Source organism: Novosphingobium sp. YAF33 (assembly GCF_052113265.1).
GTDB lineage: Bacteria > Pseudomonadota > Alphaproteobacteria > Sphingomonadales > Sphingomonadaceae > Novosphingobium.
Genome location: NZ_JBFRCW010000008.1, coordinates 42,467 through 60,784 on the forward strand (window position 1 = coordinate 42,467; position 18,318 = coordinate 60,784).

General features: G+C 62.8%; 18 protein-coding genes. 7 read left to right on the forward strand and 11 right to left on the reverse strand.

Annotated features, from left to right (window positions below; all coding sequences use genetic code 11):
* The first annotated feature begins 79 nt into the window (after window positions 1-79).
* The gene (locus AB4Z00_RS17860; RefSeq protein ID WP_313443512.1) at window positions 80-454 is read left to right on the forward strand and encodes a hypothetical protein; all 375 of its coding nucleotides are present in this window, start codon (window positions 80-82) and stop codon (window positions 452-454) included.
* A 155-nt stretch (window positions 455-609) separates the two neighbouring features.
* Here AB4Z00_RS17860 and AB4Z00_RS17865 read toward each other — a convergent pair whose 3' ends face one another.
* The 6 genes from AB4Z00_RS17865 to AB4Z00_RS17890 form a co-directional block, all read right to left on the reverse strand.
* Window positions 610-1,473, reverse strand: coding sequence for a DUF7146 domain-containing protein (locus AB4Z00_RS17865; RefSeq protein WP_036529384.1), 864 nt, complete (start codon window positions 1,471-1,473; stop codon window positions 610-612).
* Between the two features lie 79 nt (window positions 1,474-1,552).
* On the reverse strand, window positions 1,553-2,452 hold the full coding sequence (locus AB4Z00_RS17870) for a fused MFS/spermidine synthase (protein ID WP_442046763.1): 900 nt from the start codon (window positions 2,450-2,452) through the stop codon (window positions 1,553-1,555).
* Window positions 2,449-3,114 (reverse strand): YoaK family protein, encoded by a 666-nt coding sequence (locus AB4Z00_RS17875; protein WP_442046764.1) that lies wholly within the window; start codon window positions 3,112-3,114, stop codon window positions 2,449-2,451. Before AB4Z00_RS17875 ends, AB4Z00_RS17870 begins: the two co-directional genes overlap by 4 nt.
* Before the next feature lie 470 nt (window positions 3,115-3,584).
* The gene (locus AB4Z00_RS17880; protein WP_442046765.1) at window positions 3,585-5,090 is read right to left on the reverse strand and encodes a Do family serine endopeptidase; all 1,506 of its coding nucleotides are present in this window, start codon (window positions 5,088-5,090) and stop codon (window positions 3,585-3,587) included.
* Window positions 5,091-5,270: 180 nt separating this feature from the next.
* Window positions 5,271-5,834 carry a hypothetical protein gene (locus AB4Z00_RS17885; RefSeq protein ID WP_442046766.1) on the reverse strand — a complete coding sequence of 188 codons (564 nt, stop codon included), beginning with the start codon at window positions 5,832-5,834 and terminating at the stop codon, window positions 5,271-5,273.
* Window positions 5,835-5,966: 132 nt separating this feature from the next.
* The gene (locus AB4Z00_RS17890; protein ID WP_442046767.1) at window positions 5,967-7,277 is read right to left on the reverse strand and encodes an amidohydrolase family protein; all 1,311 of its coding nucleotides are present in this window, start codon (window positions 7,275-7,277) and stop codon (window positions 5,967-5,969) included.
* A 712-nt stretch (window positions 7,278-7,989) separates the two neighbouring features.
* Here AB4Z00_RS17890 and AB4Z00_RS17895 point away from each other — a divergent pair.
* Window positions 7,990-9,105: a replication initiation protein gene (locus AB4Z00_RS17895; RefSeq protein ID WP_442046768.1), complete on the forward strand. Its 1,116-nt coding sequence runs from the start codon at window positions 7,990-7,992 to the stop codon at window positions 9,103-9,105.
* 38 nt (window positions 9,106-9,143) lie between these two features.
* On the opposite strand, the gene AB4Z00_RS17900 is transcribed toward AB4Z00_RS17895, so the two are convergent.
* The 3 genes from AB4Z00_RS17900 to AB4Z00_RS17910 form a co-directional block, all read right to left on the reverse strand.
* A complete protein-coding gene (locus AB4Z00_RS17900; RefSeq protein WP_442046769.1) occupies window positions 9,144-9,539 on the reverse strand; it encodes a hypothetical protein in 396 nt (131 codons plus the stop codon).
* Window positions 9,532-10,218 carry a ParA family protein gene (locus AB4Z00_RS17905; protein ID WP_011950540.1) on the reverse strand — a complete coding sequence of 229 codons (687 nt, stop codon included), beginning with the start codon at window positions 10,216-10,218 and terminating at the stop codon, window positions 9,532-9,534. Before AB4Z00_RS17905 ends, AB4Z00_RS17900 begins: the two co-directional genes overlap by 8 nt.
* 433 nt (window positions 10,219-10,651) lie before the next feature.
* Window positions 10,652-11,650, reverse strand: coding sequence for a hypothetical protein (locus tag AB4Z00_RS17910; protein WP_442046770.1), 999 nt, complete (start codon window positions 11,648-11,650; stop codon window positions 10,652-10,654).
* Between the two features lie 322 nt (window positions 11,651-11,972).
* Between AB4Z00_RS17910 and AB4Z00_RS17915 the strand changes: the two genes are divergently transcribed.
* Entirely contained in the window at window positions 11,973-12,896 is a 924-nt protein-coding gene (locus AB4Z00_RS17915) for a recombinase family protein (RefSeq protein ID WP_036529372.1), read from the forward strand.
* Between the two features lie 340 nt (window positions 12,897-13,236).
* Here AB4Z00_RS17915 and AB4Z00_RS17920 read toward each other — a convergent pair whose 3' ends face one another.
* A complete protein-coding gene (locus AB4Z00_RS17920; protein WP_442046771.1) occupies window positions 13,237-13,902 on the reverse strand; it encodes a hypothetical protein in 666 nt (221 codons plus the stop codon).
* 378 nt (window positions 13,903-14,280) lie between these two features.
* Between AB4Z00_RS17920 and AB4Z00_RS17925 the strand changes: the two genes are divergently transcribed.
* Window positions 14,281-14,715 (forward strand): hypothetical protein, encoded by a 435-nt coding sequence (locus AB4Z00_RS17925; RefSeq protein WP_303761942.1) that lies wholly within the window; start codon window positions 14,281-14,283, stop codon window positions 14,713-14,715.
* A 147-nt stretch (window positions 14,716-14,862) separates the two neighbouring features.
* On the opposite strand, the gene AB4Z00_RS17930 is transcribed toward AB4Z00_RS17925, so the two are convergent.
* A complete protein-coding gene (locus AB4Z00_RS17930; RefSeq protein WP_081799188.1) occupies window positions 14,863-15,039 on the reverse strand; it encodes a DUF3606 domain-containing protein in 177 nt (58 codons plus the stop codon).
* 168 nt (window positions 15,040-15,207) lie between these two features.
* Here AB4Z00_RS17930 and ligD point away from each other — a divergent pair, with 168 nt between their 5' ends.
* From ligD to AB4Z00_RS17945, 3 genes are read left to right on the forward strand one after another with little or no spacing between them, the layout of a single operon-like run.
* Window positions 15,208-17,064, forward strand: a complete 1,857-nt coding sequence (ligD, locus tag AB4Z00_RS17935; RefSeq protein ID WP_442046772.1) for a DNA ligase D — start codon at window positions 15,208-15,210, stop codon at window positions 17,062-17,064.
* Window positions 17,061-17,870 (forward strand): exodeoxyribonuclease III, encoded by an 810-nt coding sequence (xth, locus tag AB4Z00_RS17940; protein ID WP_442046773.1) that lies wholly within the window; start codon window positions 17,061-17,063, stop codon window positions 17,868-17,870. Before ligD ends, xth begins: the two co-directional genes overlap by 4 nt.
* Window positions 17,867-18,307 carry a cupin gene (locus AB4Z00_RS17945; RefSeq protein WP_442046774.1) on the forward strand — a complete coding sequence of 147 codons (441 nt, stop codon included), beginning with the start codon at window positions 17,867-17,869 and terminating at the stop codon, window positions 18,305-18,307. The genes xth and AB4Z00_RS17945 overlap by 4 nt, the downstream gene beginning before the upstream one ends.
* The last annotated feature ends 11 nt before the right edge of the window (window positions 18,308-18,318 follow it).

Consider the following 18,318-nt stretch of genomic DNA (forward strand, 5'->3'; position numbering starts at 1 on the left):
CAGGCGCTACCGGTTTTTCGAAGTGTCCACTTCTGTTCTTAACTTTAACTGCCCTAATTAACGATACCATTGCGCTTTTATGAGCGAGATCCCTGCATTTGCGATCATGTATACCCATTTATTGAGGTTACCTCTTGCGCACTTTGCTTCGTCATCTGTCCAGGGAGATGAAAGCCGGCCGCTGAAGGCCTGTTTGCGTATCCAGAAACCAGCTTGGGAACAGGTTTTTCCAATTTGTGTTTTACAGATGTATCTTGAGAAGGAGAGTGTGATGAGCATCGTAGGTAAAGCCAAAGAAGCCGCTGGTTTCGTGAAGGAAGAGCTGAACGAACACGGTGACACACCCGAAGCAAAGAAGAAGGCGCAGGAAGGCCGCGATCTGCGTAACGAAGGTCGTGTCGAAGATGGCAAGGCTCCCAAGACGACCGAACCAGGAACCGGCGCCAAGGAATAAGGCTCGTTGCGAGCTTCAGGGCGCCGCGCCGAAAGGTGCGGCGTCCTTTTGTTTAGTCGTCCCGCATCCGGGTGTCAGGACGTCGACCCGTCTCTCATCACGGCCGTTCGTCTCGGGCATTTGCTCAAGTGGCCGCCGGGAAAATCATCGCTGAGCTATATTGGGCAAAGCTCTTGATGGCTCTCGACCCTGGCTTCGAGCACGCGGGCCCAATCCTTCGCGCAACCGGGGGGAGGCATGTGGACAATGTCGAGGTCATCGCGGGCGTAGTAATCCTTCGCCTGGGCCGCCGCGCGCCGTCCTTCCAAGTCATTGTCACTTGCAAGGAATAGCCGCTTCACGCGAGGCGGTATGGTCATCTGATGAAGCCTGCGTGCGCCCAAGCTTGCCCAGCAGGGAATGCCGGTCAGCAAAGTAAAGGCCCAAGCCGTCTCGAAGCCCTCGGCAATCGCCAGGGTCTCTCCTGGCTGTCCGCCCTGCCATGCGCCCCGCCCCGGCGTGCCCAGCATGACCTTGCGCGTATAGCGGCCTTCAGGGTCCAGGAAGATGCGCTGGATGGCGGTCAGGCTCTGACCTTCCTGGACGGGGACCAGCAAGGCGGGAAGAAACTGCGTTCGCGGCTTGGGAAGATAGGGACAACGTGGATGGAACCGCAGGCCCTGGACGAGCGGCACGAGGTGGCGCCCGCGCAGGTAGGTTTCCCCAAGCGTACCGATGATCTCGGTGCCCTGGTCCCACACGGGCTGTGGATTGCCCCTTCCCCGCCCTTCAGTGCTGCTGGGCGCAGGGAAATGTCGGCCCGGTTGCACGCGCCGAAGCTCACGCAGCACGTCTTCGCGCGCGCAGCCGGCAAAGCAGGTCACGAGGAAACCGCGGTCGCCCTGGCGGATCGAAAGGCTGGGGTCGCTGTCGGCATGGGCGGGGCATCGGCACATGGCGACATTACCGCTCCATGTGCCCCCGAGGGCGCCGACGAGATCGATGAGTTCCTGGGACGGTCTAAGGGCTGTAAGCGGCATGATATCCTCCTTGCTTACCGTCCTGTTCCCCCCTTTCCTCCTCCTTGGGGTGGACGTGGGCTGCAGAGCCCGTTCAAATTCAGTGCTCGGTCCGGGGCGTCTTGAGCGAAGCGCGCGCAAGGGCTCGGACGACCCTGCGAGCCTTGGCATCGTAGTCGACGACATCCGTATCGGGCAGACGGCCGCGAACGGTCTGGCGCGCGGGTGGAAACCCGGGGTCTGTGCTCGCGAAGACGACACGGTTCCCGCCATTTTCGGCCGGAACGACGATCGTGCGGTTCCCGAAGCTGGCCCCGATGCGGCGCACGAGCGTGGCAAAGGCCATGGCATTGTCGCACAGATTGGCCACCAGTAGTCCGTTTCTGCCGAGGCGATCTCGGCAGCTGTCGTAGAAAGAGCGCTCGCTCAGCGCGGGGGGAAGGCCCCGGCTGTCAAAGCCGTCGAGAAGGAGGATGTCGGGCGCGCCGGGGGCGCTGAGGATATAGTCCAGGCCATTGGCGCAGATTACGCGGAACCGGTCGTTGTCGGGCGGAATGTGGAACTGCTCGCGCAGTGCGATGACTGCGGGATCGATCTCGACCACGGTGATGTCGCACTGGGGCAGGCAGCGATAGCAGGCCTTGGCAAGCGATCCGCCACCCAGTCCGATCATTTCGATCTTTCGCGGCACGGGACGGAACAGGCGGAAGCCCATCATCATGCGCGTATAGTCGAACAGGAGATGGTCGGGATCGCTGATCCGCATGCCGCTCTGGACTGTGGTCCAGTCGAAGAGCAGCGACAACATGTCGCCGAACCGGAACAGCATCGGCCCCGTCTCACCGAAGGGCGCGTCGAGCGCGATCGGGATGTTCTCCGCGCCCTGGAAGCGGCCCTCAAGATTGCTGCCCGGCGCAGGCCGATCGAACCGCAGATCGAAGACCATGTCGTGAAACAGCTCGAGATCGATCGACGGCCCTACCCCGCCCCAGTCGGTCATCGGCGCGGCGCCTTCGCGGAGGGCGTCAGGCTCACGTCGCGGCGATGGAGAGCGATGCCGAGCAGCAAGGCCGCCGCGGCGGCAACCCAGATGGCCTGGTGGCCTATGACGCCAAATAGGATTGCGCCAAGCACCGCGCCCGCCAGGAGGCCGAGCCATAGCAGGAGATAGGGAACCCATCCGAACCGATCGCCGCCCATGAGCGCGGACAGCAGCCGCTGGCCCAGCTTCACCAGCGTGCCGGTCATATAGGTGAGGCCGATCTGAACTTCGCCATCATGTTCGAACAGGGCATTTTCCGCGCCCATCGCCATGGCGAGCACCGCAGCCGCGGCCCAGGTCGCGTCGGCTGCCGCAAGCAACGAGGCGGCAGTCAGCATGGCCGCGATGAGGTACATGAGCGCGCCATGGCGGGCGCGCCTGATGGTTCGTCCGCACAGCGAGCCGAGCATGACGCCCACGACAAAGGATGCGATCAGTCCGCCGGCGGTTAGGGCGTCTGTGACATGCTCGCTCAAGCCGACGGCAAGCCGCGTGGAGTTGCCGCTCATGAACGAGACGAAGAAGCCGCCGAGATAGAGGAAGCCGAGCGCGTCGACAAAGCCGGCGAGCGCGGAAAAGCAGGCGGCGAGACCCCAGACGCTTCGCGCATAGCGGTTCATCGCGGCGCGTCCCTAAGTAGCGCTGGCCGTGCCGCTGCACGACAGATCACGATCCCACCGCGCAATCTCATGGCGGTTCGCCAGATGGATTGCGGAAAGCCGAGCCAGGTCCTGCGTTTCGAGCGACCGGTCCGCGAGACCCTGGCGGAGAAAATCATACAATCGCTGATTGTGAAGGAGAAGGAATTCCCCAACTGCCCGCGCCGTCATTATGTCTCCCGATTATGTCTCAGCGCAAACCGCTTTGCTGACGGGCCTCTCGATCGATGTTTGATCATTCAGCCCGTTTTCTGACGCCGCGAACCTTAGCACATTCGCTCTCATTTCGTAAGATTGAATTGTGATGTATGAAACATCATTAGGCCAGTCGGGCGCTTGGCATTCACAGCCGCCGCCTGCCCCGACCCGCCCCCTCCCCTACCAGGAAGGCAGCGCCCTCGACCGAGGACGCTGCCCTGGCTACCGGCGCGCTATCGCAGCCGCACCGGCACATAGGCCGGCGCTTCGCCGCGCCCCTTGACCCGTAGCAGGATCGCCGAACGTCCCGCCGTCCTGGCCTGCCGGATCGCGGCTTCCAGATCAGCGGCGCTCGCGACCGGCCGGTTGTTGGCCGAGAGGATGATGTCGCCGCGGCTGAGGCCCTTGCGCGCCGCATCGGAATTGCCCTCGACGCTGCTGATGACGAGGCCCTGGGAGACGTCGCTCGCGCCGAGCTGACGGGCGATGCTTGGAGTCAGCGGTTCGACGGCAAGGCCGAGCGTCTTTTCGCTGGGGGATGCGCGATCCTTGTCGAAATCGTCGAAACGACGGTCATCGCGGCCAAAACCCTGCCGGGCGAGCTTGTCCTCGCTCGGGCGAAGCACCGGCGTGGCAATCACGGTCATGCGCTGGTTGCCGCGCATGAGTTCGACTGCCACCTTGCGGCCAGGTTCGACGCTCGCAACGAGGTACGACAGGCTTTGGTTTGGAGTCACCTCCTTGCCGTCGACCCGCAGGATGACGTCGCCGGCGCGAATGCCGGCCTGTGCCGCGGGCCCGCCGGGCTCCACGCTCTGGACGAACTCGCCGCGGTCTCGCGGAACGCCGAGCGATGACGCGAGGTCTTCGGTCATAGGCTGTATGGTCACGCCCAGATAACCGCGCTCGATGGCCTTCCCGGCCTTGAGCTTCTCGACGATCGGCGCGGCGATCTCCGCGGGGATGGCAAAGCCGATCCCGACATTTCCGCCCGTGGGTGAGAAGATCGCATTATTGATGCCGATGACCCGCCCGCTGCTGTCGAACATTGGGCCGCCCGAATTGCCGCGGTTGATCGAGGCGTCGGTCTGCAGATAGCGGTCATAGGCGCGCCCTGTACCCGTATTGCGGTAGACCGCCGAAACGATACCGGCCGTGACCGTGCCGCCCAGGCCGAAAGGATTGCCGATCGCGAGCACCCAGTCGCCAACCCTGACGCGCGTGGAATCGCCGAAGGTCACGAAGGGCAGTTGTTTGCGCGACGTGATCTTGAGGACCGCCAGGTCCGAGGCGGGATCGCTGCCGACGAGGGTCGCCGGATATTCCTCGCCATTGTGCAAGGTGACCGTGATCGTCTCCACCTTGCCCTGCCCATCAGCGGTGATGACGTGGTTGTTGGTGACGATATAGCCGTCGGCGGAAAGGATGAAGCCTGAGCCGAGCGACTGTGCCTCGCGGGTGCGCGGTCCAGTGGGACCGCCGAAGAAGCGCTCGAAGGGCGTGCCGGCAAAGGGGCTGGAACTCGGCATCTGCACGCGCTGGCGGGTCGAGATGTTGACGACGGCGGGCGCCAGCCGTTCGGTGAGATCGGCAAAGCTTTGCGGCGCGCCCGGGCGCGGCATGACTGGCGATACGGCGGGCGGCGATTGCGCCGCAGCGGACGATGGCTGGCCGATGGCAAGGCCGAAGGCGGCAGCGGTGGTTAATAGGGAGGCAAAGATCCTGTCAGGATTTCGCACGAAATTCTCCTCTTCCTTCCTTTCTCGAGATAGGGACGGGCGGCGCGGCACTGGCTACGCCGGCTTTGGTCGATGTCGGAAGCCGCAGGGTCCGCAAAGGAATGCGATGAGATGTCCTCACGCCAATGGCCGCGCGCTCACGCACGCGGCCAAAGCGTCACCGGATCCGGGCGGCCCGCATCAGGTCGTGTGGGACAGACCCGCCTGCGCCGATCCGCTGGTCGTCTGCATCTGCGGCTTGGCCGCGGCGCTGCAGTCGCCGGTGCTGGTCTTCGTCATCTTCGGCTGCGCGTTCGCCGTGCCGTCCGAGGTCCAGGTCACGCTCTGCGCGCATCCATTGGGACCGATGGTGGTCGAGCTATAGCTGTAGTGGACCTGCGCGCCCTTCGACAGGCCGGAGAAGGACACGAAATGCGGTGCCTCGCTCGCCGTCACGTCAGCGCTTTGGGCATGGAGATCCACGACGCGCCGCATCATGGCGTTCATCTGCACATCCATCAGCGCCGATATCCGGTCCATCTGCGCGAAAGGCTGGAAGGCCGCATCGACGAAGTCGATCTGGTCTGGCTGGGCTTGGGAAATTTTGACCTGCGGAGGTGTATCGCCGAAATAAGTGATGGGGGCGATCTCACCGCCCGGCAGGTTGACGGTCATTTTGTGCTCGTGGGACGCGGCATAGGCCACACCGCCCACCAGCGAGGCGGCAAGACAGCCGCCGAGCAGAAGTTTGTGCGTGGTTCGCATGGGGATCTCCCTTACAATTCAAGCACAGGGCAAATTGCCATTCGAAGGCTGAACGCGCGATGACTGCGGCTCAGCGAGAGTGTCGCGGAACGGCACTCCGCGTGCAAGCGCATTGTCCCGCCGTACCGCCCCTTATCCCTCGATGCGAAGGAAGGAGGCGGCGTTGTCGTGGAGGATCAGACGCTTTTGCCTCTCTGTGAGAAATGGCGCGCGTCTGATCCGCTCGATCGCAATTCCGATAGCGTCGGGCCATACCATGTTGTCGGACCCAAACATGATCCGCCGTTCGAAACCTGCGTCGATCAGCCGACGCAGATAGGGGTAGAATTGCTGGTCGGGATAGGCCCAGTCGAGAACAGCCACATCAACATAGAGCTGCGGATGGGCGAACATCATCGCGATCATCGCGTCTCCGAAAGGCCAGCCGGCGTGGGCAACATAGACCCGCAGCTTGGGATGACGGATGAGCACGGGTTCTAGGCGGAGCGGATCACCGGCCGAGACGAGATAATGCGGCGTGGCGAAGTAAGCTGTGCCAGGGGGCCCGGGCCCCATGTGGATGCCGATCGGGATGTCGTTGGCCTCCGCGAAAGCGAAAAAGGGCTCCATGCGTGGATCGTCGGGGGCGATGCCGGCATATTGCGTGGTAATCTCGCTCAGCGCCTGCATTTTGCCTTCGGCGTGGAGCCGGCGCAGATCTTCAATCGGAGGGAGGGTGTCGCTGCTGCCGAAGCCGATGCCAGGAAGCATGTGGCCATCCCCATGACGGCGATAGTCATCCACCACCTCCGCTGTGCCGCCGGCAAGGGCCTGCACATTGTACCGTTTCAGCTGGGCGATGCCACGATCGCGCAGAGTATCCGCGTCGGTCGGCGATGACAGCACGGTCGGGCAATCGGGGCGGCCGGTAAACCAGTCGAGATACCCGTCCATCGGTTGCCCGGGATCGCGCGGGGCCCATTCAGGATAGGGAGCGCAGGCCTTGCCCCCGGGAGGTCCCTGATCGTCAGGACGATCAGCGTGGAAATGCATATCGATCACGTCGAACTTCGGCTGAGCGGGAGCTGGTGTTCCGTTAAAGGCGATAGCAACGGTACAGCCAAGCGTCGCTACGTAGTAAAGCGCTCGCCTGCTCATTGTACATCCCGCCCCATTGCGCATGATCTTGCCCGTTAAAACAGTATCGGCCGGTCCGGTGAACACGCCTGATTCGCAATACGATCCCCTTGATACGGTCGTGTCGTTAGTCAAGCGGCGTTCAAGATCGACGCGAGGCGGTGATCGATTGCACGCAAGTTTGACTTGGAGGATGTTTTGCTCCGGCGAGGATGATAGGCGGTTGTGGGATGCGATGGGGCAGCCGACCAGGGCATCGTGCGCAACCTCGGCGGTTCTGCGGAAGGGTACTTCTTCCTCAAAAAATCCATCTTTAGAAACGCCCAAGCGGAGCGCGGGAGCTTCTATATTTCAATGATTCTAAGATTCAGGGGCAATTTCGCCCGTGGAACCAATGGGTTAGACCCCGTTCATGTGAGCAGCTGGGGGCTTTATCGTGAGGACTCGGGGGCCTTTATGCGAGCGGCCGGGGGCCTTTGCCTGAGTGGCCGGGGGATTATGTGAGGGATCGGGGGAATCGTCCCAGTAGCTTGCAAAACAACACGGGAATGGCTTGAAAGGCCAGCCTTTTTGGTACGACGCCGGCCCTAAACCTCGACCGACCTTCTTTATGTGAGCGATCGGGGGCGATCCCCCTGCCCTTCCCGTCCGTTTATATGAGCTTTCGGGGGGCCTCACTATACCGGTGAAATTCCTTATTTCGAACCGAGTGGCTTTATATGAGCGATCGGGGGGCTTTAAAAAAACCCAGTAAAAGCAAGTAGATGCTGTGGCTTTTATGTGAGCGCGCGGGGGATGCCGCAATGCGGCCGGTAAAAGCGCTGCACTGGGGAATGTCGGGTCAGGAACTTTATATGAGCGATGGGGGGATCTAGCGAGACTCGCGGTGAATCGGCGAGTCGGACAATTTCTTTATATGAGTGGTCGGGGGCCGCCGGTTTGCGCCTCTGTCAGCCTTTATGTGAGGGCTGGGGGGCATGTCTATGTGAGTGAACGGGGGGATGTTCTCTTTATGACAAGGTGATGATATGCAACTCACATGAAGCCCGATTCGGACATCGTTGAGATCGAGGTTTCCCCGGAAGCGGATGGCCTGAGCCGGACGCTGCGGGTCGCTGATGTGATTCGCCGCCGCGATCTCGATTTTGTAAGCAAACCGGGCGAGCTCGTCGAATCCGAGTTTGAAACCGGTTCCTTGAGCGCTGCCGGGCGCAAGGCCTTCGCCCTCATGCTGCGCAAGGCTGGGCCGGACGCTGGCGAGGACAGAAACTTCACCATTACCAAGAAGGAGCTGCGCGGATCGCACAAGGGCAATGAGCGCATCCAGCCCGTGATGGACGAGCTTTTGCGCGTGATCGTGCGCATCCGCACGACGACCAAGAAGGGCAAGCCCGCGATCATGTCGCAGTCCCTTCTCTCGAGCTGCGTCGAGGAGATCTCCGAAGACGGCATGAGCGTCGTGGAGTACGAGTTTTCGGAAGCCTTCAAGCGCGTGATGCAGCGCTCGGACTATTATGCGCGGGTCAATCTGGGCGTCATGCTGGCGCTGCAGTCGCGCTATTCGCTGACGCTCTATGACCTGGGCTGCCTGATCATCAACCGGCAGAACCGGGTCGTGAAGATGGAGGTCGAGGAACTGCGCCGGCGTCTGGGCGTGCCGGAGGGTAGCTTCAAGAATTTCGCGGAATTCCGCCGCGATGTCCTGGCAAAATCGAAGCTGGAGATTGACCAGCTCGCGGATTTCACCGTGGAATGGGACGAGATCCGCGGGTCGGGGCGTGGACGGCCGGTCGAGGCTGTGAAGCTCACATTCAGGCCCAAGGATCCCGTCGATCAGGAGGAAACCGCCAAGGAGCTCGATCGGCCGAAAGTGGGACGGCGTGCCAGGCGGGACGGAACGGTCGAAACCGTCGCACCTCCGCCCGTCCCCCTGCCCTCGGCGCGCCCCTTCCCTTCGGGATCGCTGAACTTCTGCCCTGACCAACGCATTATCACGATCTTTCGCGATTTTGGCGGAGGCTGGGACAAGGACATGATTGCCGATGCCTACAGACAGAAAATGGGCGCAAAGCTGGAGACCCTGACGGGCACCGCGCTCTACAAATCGTGGGAAGGCTTCTGCAAAAGCTGGGTCGCAATGCGCGGGACGCCCTGAAGGCCCTCCCCCCGTTCCTCACATAAAGAGCCGGGGCCCTACTCCCCGCTACCCCCCTGCCCTTCCGCGAGATCAATCAGCGCCATGATGCCGTCGGGCAGGCTGAGATTGCGATCGTCGCACCAGCGAACGAGCCGGTCGCGCTCGGGCGGCGACAGGCGCATGCTGATGTGCAGTGAGCGCGCGGGACCACGCTGCGGCTTGCGCTTCGGAATGATGCCGACCTCGCTCGCGACTTGCGGAAAATAGCCAGGCGGGAGCGTCGCTGGCGCCGGTTCGCGGACGGGCGCCGGTGCGGCGGCCGGCGCGGGCTTGGGCGTCGCAGCGATCAGGTTCTTGAGGCGGTCGGCCGGGTCTTCGCTATGCTCGATGCGCTGCCGGGTGGAGCTGATGATGTCCCCCATCGCGCCGGCGGCAGACTTGGGCTCAGGCATTGACGGCCTCCTTGTTCTGAATTTCGCTGAGTATGTCGGCCAGGATGCCTTGCGCGATGCGCCGCGCCTTCTCTGTCTTGGCCAGGCCGGCGGCCTCCACCTCGGCCAGCGTCATGCGATAGTTGGACATGGCGCGGAACGCGTCGAGCGTATGCATCTGCTCGTTGAAGGTCGGCAGAGCATTGCTGATCTGGCTGTCGATCTCCCATTCGGCCTTGGAGCGGGCGACTTGCCCTGTCTGCGTGATCAGGACCCTGTAGGGCACGCCGCCGCACATCTTGCCCAGCATGTCGCTGGTTTCCACGGTGCGCTCGAGATCGAGGCGCGATGAGCGCGTCGGAATGACGACGAAATCGGAATCCATCGCCGCGTAGGCGGTCTTGAAGTTCGAAGTGCCCTCGGAATCGACAATGACGAGCTGTGCGGCATCGCGCGCGCGCGCGATAGCGGGGCCAATGTCCGCGTCCCGGAGCTGCGAGGCGTCTTCCACGGTGATGCGCCCCTCCCCTGCCCTGTCGGCGTTCATCCGGTCCCGATACCAGTTAAGCAAGCTGTTCTGACGGTCGGCATCGAGCATGAAGACTGAACCGCCGAGAGCCTCGAATTCGGAAGCGAGCGCGAGCGCGAGCGTGGTCTTGCCGGCGCCGCCTTTGCTTTGCGCGATCGTGATGACGGGCATGTGAACTCCTGTAATGCGATAGCGCTGCACACTGCGCGGCACAATCATGGCCCACCCCGCACCGCGCCGCACACAATGACCGCGCCACTGATAGCGTCACCGCCCGCGCCACGCAAGGCGCGTATAGGCGCGACAGCGCGTGCGAGGGCGCGGTGGTATTCGCAAGCGCGGGGTATGGTGCCCGCGCGATGAGCCGCGAGTGCTCATGTGCGGTACAGGGCGTCTATGCCAGCGGACACGCACGCGCAAATGCCAGCGACATGTGCCGCGCTGGGGCAAGCGTGATTGCTGCATAAAGTGCAGCGGAATGTGGTGCGGAGGCGCGTCACAGAGCGCGGCACATCGTGCGACACAATATTAAATACAGGTATTACAAGGAATTAGACTGCCTACAAGGCGGCGAGGGCCCAATCTGATCGACGCTGGACATCACCTATCGGGCATTGAGAAGCTCATCGATCGCCGCCATCTCCGCGTCGAATTGATCGAAGACAGCCGCCAGATTTCGAGATGGCGAGGGAAGGGGCCTCTCCACGCGGGGGCGCCCAAGCGGGGCTTTGGCGAAGCCAAACTCGACAGCGAGGTCGACGCTCATGAAAATACGCCACGTCCGCCTTGTCGTGATTTCGGTCAGAAGCCCGGTACCGGCGGCGCGCTCCAGCAATTTGCTTGCGCCGGTCGCGGTCAGATCAAGAAGTCGCGCCACAGCCTGTGGCGACAGGACCGGTTGGCGAAGCGTAAGCGCCAGGAGGGAGGGCAGGGCACCGGGACGATAAGACTCCGCGATTGCCGTTCGGGCTTTGCGATGGAGGCGCTCCAGATGGTCAAGGCGTTCAAGGCCACGCTCGGCGCGCGCGGCAAGGGCCCGCAGGAGCGCGAGCCAATCGGCTTCATTCAGCGTCTTCTTCAAGCGGAAGGCTTTGGCGCCGCCGACGAGGCAAGGGAGGGGGCTGGCTGTCAGATCCTGGTCTCGTAAGGCGAACGGCAGGCCGAGCCAGGGGTCGAGTCCGCCTCGTACTTGTGCATAGCGCCGGATCTGTTCGAGCGCGCGGACGAGGGGAGGGTGGCCCGCGGCCTCGGCCGGCAATTCGACAGCCTTGGGAAGCGCATCGCGCCAGACAAAGGGGTCCGATGACCCCAGCATGTCCTGCCAGGGCGCGAACGCCTCATATTCGCCGCGGTTCGTGGCGCGCAGCGGGCGGCCGGGGATCGTGACCCGGCAGCCCCAGGAAAATAGGTCGATTTCATCGACCTCGTGCCCTTCCAGCTGAAGAGCGCGCGCATAGCCCGCCCACGCTGCGCGGGTCTGCCACGCCGAGAGCACCAAACTACCGGAAATTCGGTTATTTAGCGTCGCTATCACTGCGGTCGCATGTGCAACTTCAGTGACGACCCTTGGCGTATAGCTTGGTCCGAAGCCAGCGATATCCATGGGGCCAAAGTAACAAATACTGAGCTTAAAAGCAATCTCGGTTCACTTTGCTCACACATTTAAGGCAGCCCCTTGCCGAGGCGAGGGGCGACCCCTCGTTAGAGGCGCCGGTAGGCCCCGCTGTCGCTTCCCGAGACGCAGCTTTCATCCGCGTAAATCGGCCGGCGGGGCTGTCCAAGCGCCCGAAAGTCGCCCGCATGCCCATGGGACGCGGGAAAGGGCCGCGGGTCGAATCTCGGGGGACGGGGCTGGCCAAAACCGGTGCTGACGTTTATCAAACGGGGGCAACCCCTCGATTGCCCCCGTTTGATGGAATGTGACAGTGGCTTTGATCGGCTATGCCCGCGTATCGACCGAAGATCAGGACACGGCAGGCCAACGCCTTGCGCTGGAGCAGCAGGGTTGCGCCCTCATCTTCGAAGACAAGGCCAGCGGGGGAAGCCGGGACCGCCCAAACCTCAGCAGGGCATTGGCAAGGGTAGGGGAGGGCGACACCCTCATTGTCGTGCGGATCGATCGATTGGCGCGCTCGCTCGTCCATCTGCTGGAGATCGTCGAGCAGCTGCGGGCGAAGGGCGCCTATTTTCGCTCGATCAACGACCCGATCGACACTTCGAGCGCCCAAGGCATGCTGATGACCCAGATGCTAGGCGCCTTTGCCGAATTCGAACGCGCCCTTATCCGAGAACGCACGCGGGCAGGGCTTGCCGCGGCGATGGCGAGGGGCGCCAAGCCCGGCAATCCCAAGATGCGCGCGCGCGATCCGGCGGCAATCGCTGATATTGGCTACGCGCACAAAGAGCGCTATCTGCACGCCTTAATCGATGATCGCCACCGTTGGCTGCCGACCGTAGAGCGCCTGCGACCACATCTTCCCTGGTCGATAGTCTTGCGCCAGATCCGCGCGATAAAGCCCCCCGTGCGCTCATTTAGTGAGCGTACGCTGGTGAAGGCCTGCAGGGCTCTGGTCAAAGTCGGTTATGCCGACGATGTAATCCTCCAGTCCGCGCCGCGGCTGCCACCGGATACCCGCGTCGCGCGCCTGGTGGCGGACAGGTTGAAGACCTATCCGGAATCGTCTCTGCGCGACCTTGCGGGCTGGCTCAGCAAAGACTTGCGCGAACCTACGCCACGCGGCGGCATACACTGGTCGGCCGAGGGCGTGCGGCGTGTTCTGGAACGGGCGAGGGGGCTTGGGCTTCTCGTAGATCGCGAGGCGTCTTCGGACCCGTGTCTGATCACCTAATGGAGCGCGATAATGTGCCGCGTCTTGTGGGGCGCGGCACAAGGCGCGGCACTTAGAAGCTGAAGTGGTGCGCCGTGCGCTCTGCGGCGACCGGATTGTTCAGTCGGAGTGGAGTTTTAAGCCCGTTAGGCCAAAAAGGAAGCTCGGGCCTGGCTGTTGCCTGACAGCTTTGGGCGGACCCTATCAAGCAGCCGAGCGGCCTTCAGGCCGCTGCTGGCTTGTGCCGACGAGCAGCTAGGCCAGCAGTCCAACCGGCCCACACTGTGAGCCCACCGACGATCGTCGCGACAGCCAGCACCGGCAGCGAAGGCAGTTTTCCAAGCCCGACAAATACCGTCTGTCAAACACTGCTCTCCCCCAGGGTCTCGACCAGGACGGCCTGGGCGACCATCGCCATGCCGACGATGAAGAACGGCCGCCCGTAACGTGGTGCCGTCGCGTAGAGGCACGCCGCGGCAACAAGCCCCCCAAGCTCTGCAGCACGCACAGTCCACGCGAAGTGAGCGGGGTCGAACGACGTGAAAGGCGGGGCCAGATGCCCGAGCAGCCGTTCGATAATGGGCTCGACGAGGGGCAGGGCTGTCGCGAGCATATAGCGGGCGTGCAGCTGCACTTTGCGCCTTTCTTTCAGCGCGAAATAGAAGAGGACCATCAGAAGGATGGGTGTCGCGGCATCCAATATACCCAGGCGTCCGCCGTTGATCTGGTAGAAAGGGTCTGACGGCGTGTTGCGCGCCATGCTCAAAAGGACAGCGACGCTCCCCGCGAGAAAAAGCGGAAACAGAAACAAACTCACGATCCCGAAAATCCGGTGCGCACCGCGTCGCTGATGATGAATGGTCCAGCTCTGGAGCGCCAGCAGCAACATCCAGGCGGTGGCCGTTACTCCATGAAGATGAAGTTCTGTCCGCGCGGTCCGCAAAACAGCGAAGTAGGTTGGCCAGAATGCCACGACTGTGGCGCGCACCATTGCCAGGACGAGATAATGGGCGCGGCGAAGCGGCATCCGATGATCCTGACAGACAGTAATTTCGCGGCGCCCCTTCCGTAGGGACCGCGTGGGTCCTTAGCAATTGCGCAATCCGCCGAGCGGCATTTCGTTGGCTGGAACCGGCAACGACTTCCTCGACGACCGAGCGCCCGGATTGGCTGCGAGCGCTGCCGATCACAGGTCAGGCATTGACGACGAAGTTCTGTAAGAAAGTGTGTCCCCCAATCGAAACCGTGACGGGCCCATTGATAAACTCGATCTGAGGCCTAGCTTTGGGATGCGTACCGGGCCCCTCTGGCGAGAATGTCTCGTGATGTCGGACGTATCGAACTCAGGGGCCGTCTCAATCATACTCCCTGAGCTCGATCCATTGTTTGGAAAGAGGAGTATGTTGTGATCTTGTCTTTGCTTGCCTTGGCAACCGCTTCCGCTGCCCCCTTCGCTGATCAGGTTCATCGGACCAGCGTGGATCATCAAGGAAGATCCCTGGATGTGACCTATCGGGCCGATGCCAAGGTATCTACCCGCCAGATCGGCATGTCCGCGGGAACACGACCCACCACGGAACGCTGCCTCTGGGCCGCCCGGGTGGCCGTCGTTCGCGATGTGGCAGGTACCAAGGGCGCATCTTTGAGTCATCGCCTGGATGCCGATCAAATGATCCGGGGCAGCCATTTTGGCAAATGCTCGGAGAATAGGGCGCAGGTTGCGTCATTAATTGCGCGTCGCAGTGATGAGGTGAAAGCTCATCTTGCGGAAGTTGCGCGAGAGGATGCACCTCAGTTGGCGAACGTTATCAGCTCAGCCAAGCATTTCGCAGCCAACTAGACGCGGATTATAATAGGTAGCAGGGAGCCCGGCGCGTGGGTCGCGTCGGGGCCCATCTGATGAATATCTGAGTTGTACGCCGTCCGCTGAGCAGCACGACAGCGAAGGCGGCACCGCAGTTTGCATTGCGAAGCGAGCGGGTCGACCTTAGCCCTTCAGGTGCTGCTCGACAGCGTCCGCGCCGTTTCCGACAGCCTTCACGGCCGCTTCCAGCGTTTCCTTGCTGACACCAAACTTGCCGGTCCAGTAATCGACCTCATAATCCTCTCCGAGCGCGATACGCGCCCGGTCCTGGGGCCCGCGAGCGTCCTTGTCGTCTGCCATTGCTCATCTCCTTCGTCGGTGGCCTAGGTCCGCAACGCCGGGGGGACGATGCGGTTGCCGCGATCGGTGAGACGCGGGGCGTCGCTCGGCGAGCCGAGTCCGCGGCGCGCTGGAACGAGTCCGCCGCTCACGCACTTTGGTCTCCATGAAGAACAACGGCCCTCCATCATGGCGCGCGTGAGCTCAGCGCCAGGGAAAGCGGCTTCAATCAGCCGCGCGCCGCCTTTCCGCCCTGTGCAACTCGCAACGCTGGTCGACACCGTTCCCACCGGCAACCGCTGGCTGCACGAGATGAAGTATGACGGCTACCGTGTGCTGCTGAGCGTCGGCGGGGGCGAGGCCGTTGCCTATACCCGCTCGGGACTCGACTGGTCGGAGAAGTTTAGCGGACTGGTTGTCGACGCCCTGAAGCTGAAGGTCTCCTCCGCGCTCATCGACGGCGAGGCGGTCGTGCTCGATGCCGACGGCCGCTCGAGTTTCCAGGCTTTGCAAAACGCGCTCAAAGGGGCGCCGGCTTCGATCGATTATTTCGCGTTCGACCTGCTGGAGCTCGACGGCGAGGATCTAACCCAGCTGCCGCTCACCGAGCGCAAGGCGAAGCTCGCGAAGATCCTGCCCAAGGGCAAGTCGCGGTTGCGCTATTCGGATAACATTGCCGGCAATGGCGAGAAGTTGCTCAACCAGTTCTGCGCGGCGGGCCTCGAAGGGGTCATCTCGAAGCGGGCCGACGGCCGCTATGTAAGCTCGCGATCGGGCGGCTGGCTGAAGACCAAATGCATCAAGCGGCAGGAGTTCGTCGTGGTCGGCTGGACCCCTTCAGACAAGTCGCGGTTATTCCGATCGCTGATCCTGGGTGTCCACGAGGACGGCGTCCTGCGCTATGCCGGCAAGGTCGGCACCGGCTTCGATACCCAGGAGATTATCGACCTGATGGCGGTGATGGCGCCGCTCGAGCAGGAAGCGCCGGCCGTCAAGGCGCCGCGCGCAGAGGTGCGCGGCGCGCACTGGCTGCGGCCCAAGCTGGTCGCAGAAATCGCGTTTACTGAAATGACAAACGAAGGGACCCTCCGGCATCCGTCCTTTCTGGGCCTACGCGAAGACAAGAAGCCCGAGGCTGTGGTCGTCGAGACCGAGGCGCCGGTTGGGGCGGTGGCGGCCGAGACGTCGTCGATCAAGATCACCAACCGCGACCGTGTCATTTTTCCCGAGGGGAAGCTTACCAAGGGTCAACTGGCCGACTATTATTCGCAGGCCGCCCCGATCATGCTGCCCTGGATCGGGTCTCGGCCGATCAGCCTCGTGCGCTGCCCGCAAGGCCGGGCCAAGAAATGCTTCTTCCAGAAGCATGACGCGGGCAGTTTTGGCGACGCTGTCCGGCATGTCGCCATTCGCGGGAAGGACGGGCATGACGAGCCCTATCTCTATGTCGATACCGCGGACGGCCTGCTCACCTGCGTACAGATGGGCACGATCGAGTTCCATGGCTGGGGCGCCAGGATCGAGGAAGTCGAGAAGGCCGACAGGCTGGTCTTCGATCTTGATCCCGACGAGGGTCTGGATTTCGAGAATGTGCGCAGCGCCGCCTTCCACTTTCGCGAGATCCTGCAGTCGATCGGGCTTGAGACCTTCCCGATGGTGACCGGCGGCAAGGGCGTCCATGTGATCGCGCCACTGGTCCCGCAAGCGGAGTGGCCGGAGGTGAAAGATTTTGCGCATCGGTTGGCCCAGGCGGTTGCCCAGAGCGACCCTGAGCATTTCACGGCCGCGCTGCCGAAAGCGCAGCGCAAGGGCCGCATCTTTGTCGACTATCTTCGCAACCAGCGCGGTGCGACGGCGGTCATGCCCTATGGGGTCCGCGCGCGCGAAAGCGCGCCGGTCGCCGTACCCATCACATGGAAGGAAATGGAGACGATCGACAAGCCCTCGCACTGGACCATTCGGGATGGCACCGAACTGGTGAAGCGGGCCGGCTCCAAGGCGCTCAGCGGTTGGGGCCGCGCCGACCAGACCCTGCCTGACCTGTGAAGATCGCCACCTATAATGTGAACGGCGTCAATGGCCGGCTGCCGGTGCTGCTGCGCTGGCTTGAGGAAGCGCAGCCTGATGTGGTCGTGCTCCAGGAATTGAAGGCGCCGCAGGAGAAGTTTCCGGAAAGTGCGATCCGCGATCTTGGCTTTGATGTCATCTGGCACGGCCAGAAGTCGTGGAACGGCGTTGCGCTGCTCAGCCGCGTCGGCGAAATCCACGAGACGCGGCGGGGGCTTCCGGGCGACCCCGACCCGAGCCAGAGCCGCTATATCGAGGCGGCGGTCAACGGCATCCTGATCGGCGGGCTTTATTTGCCCAACGGCAATCCGCGGCCCGGCCCCAAATTCGACTACAAGCTGCGCTGGTTCGACCGGCTGGTCGAGCACGCGGCTGGGTTGCTGGAGAGCGGACTGCCGGTGATGCTGGCGGGCGACTTCAATGTCATGCCGACCGATCTCGACGTCTACAAGCCGGAGCGCTGGCTCGACGACGCGCTGTTCGCACCCGAAGTAAGGGCGGCCTATTTCCGGCTGCTGGATCAGGGCTGGACCGACGCGCTGCGCACGCTGCACCCGGGCGAGGTCATCTACACCTTCTGGGACTATTTCCGGAACGCCTATGGCCGCAATGCGGGCCTGCGCATCGATCACCTGCTGCTCAGCCCCCCGCTTGCCGACCGGTTGCTCGATGCTCAGGTCGATCGCCATGTGCGGGGCTGGGAAAAGACCAGCGACCATGCCCCGGTCTGGATCGAACTGGCCGACAAGCCAAAGCGCAAGCGAGTCCCCAAGGCGAAAATATGATGGAGATCGAAAGCTTCCTGCTCGGCGAGAATGACTGGGTGCCGAACAATGCGCGGTTGCCGGTTGTCATCTATCGCGCCGCGCTGGACGGCGAGGGCGAAGACCTGGCCGGCCGGTTCGAGGCCTTGTTCGAGGACCATGGTTGGCCGCCGGATTGGCGCGACGACATATTCGACTATCACCACTATCATTCGACCGCGCACGAGGTTTTGGGTGTGTTCGCAGGGAAGGCGAGCCTCGAGCTTGGCGGGCCAGACGGGCACAAGGTGTCCGTCGCAGCCGGCGATGCGCTCATGCTGCCGACCGGTACCGGCCACCGCGCGATTCATGCGAGCCAGGATTTCGAGGTTGTCGGCGCCTATCCGCGGGGACAGGGCTGGGACATCTGCCGCGAAGCGCCCGACGATGCGGCACGCGCGGATGGAGGCGCTTCCTGATCCGAAGCAAT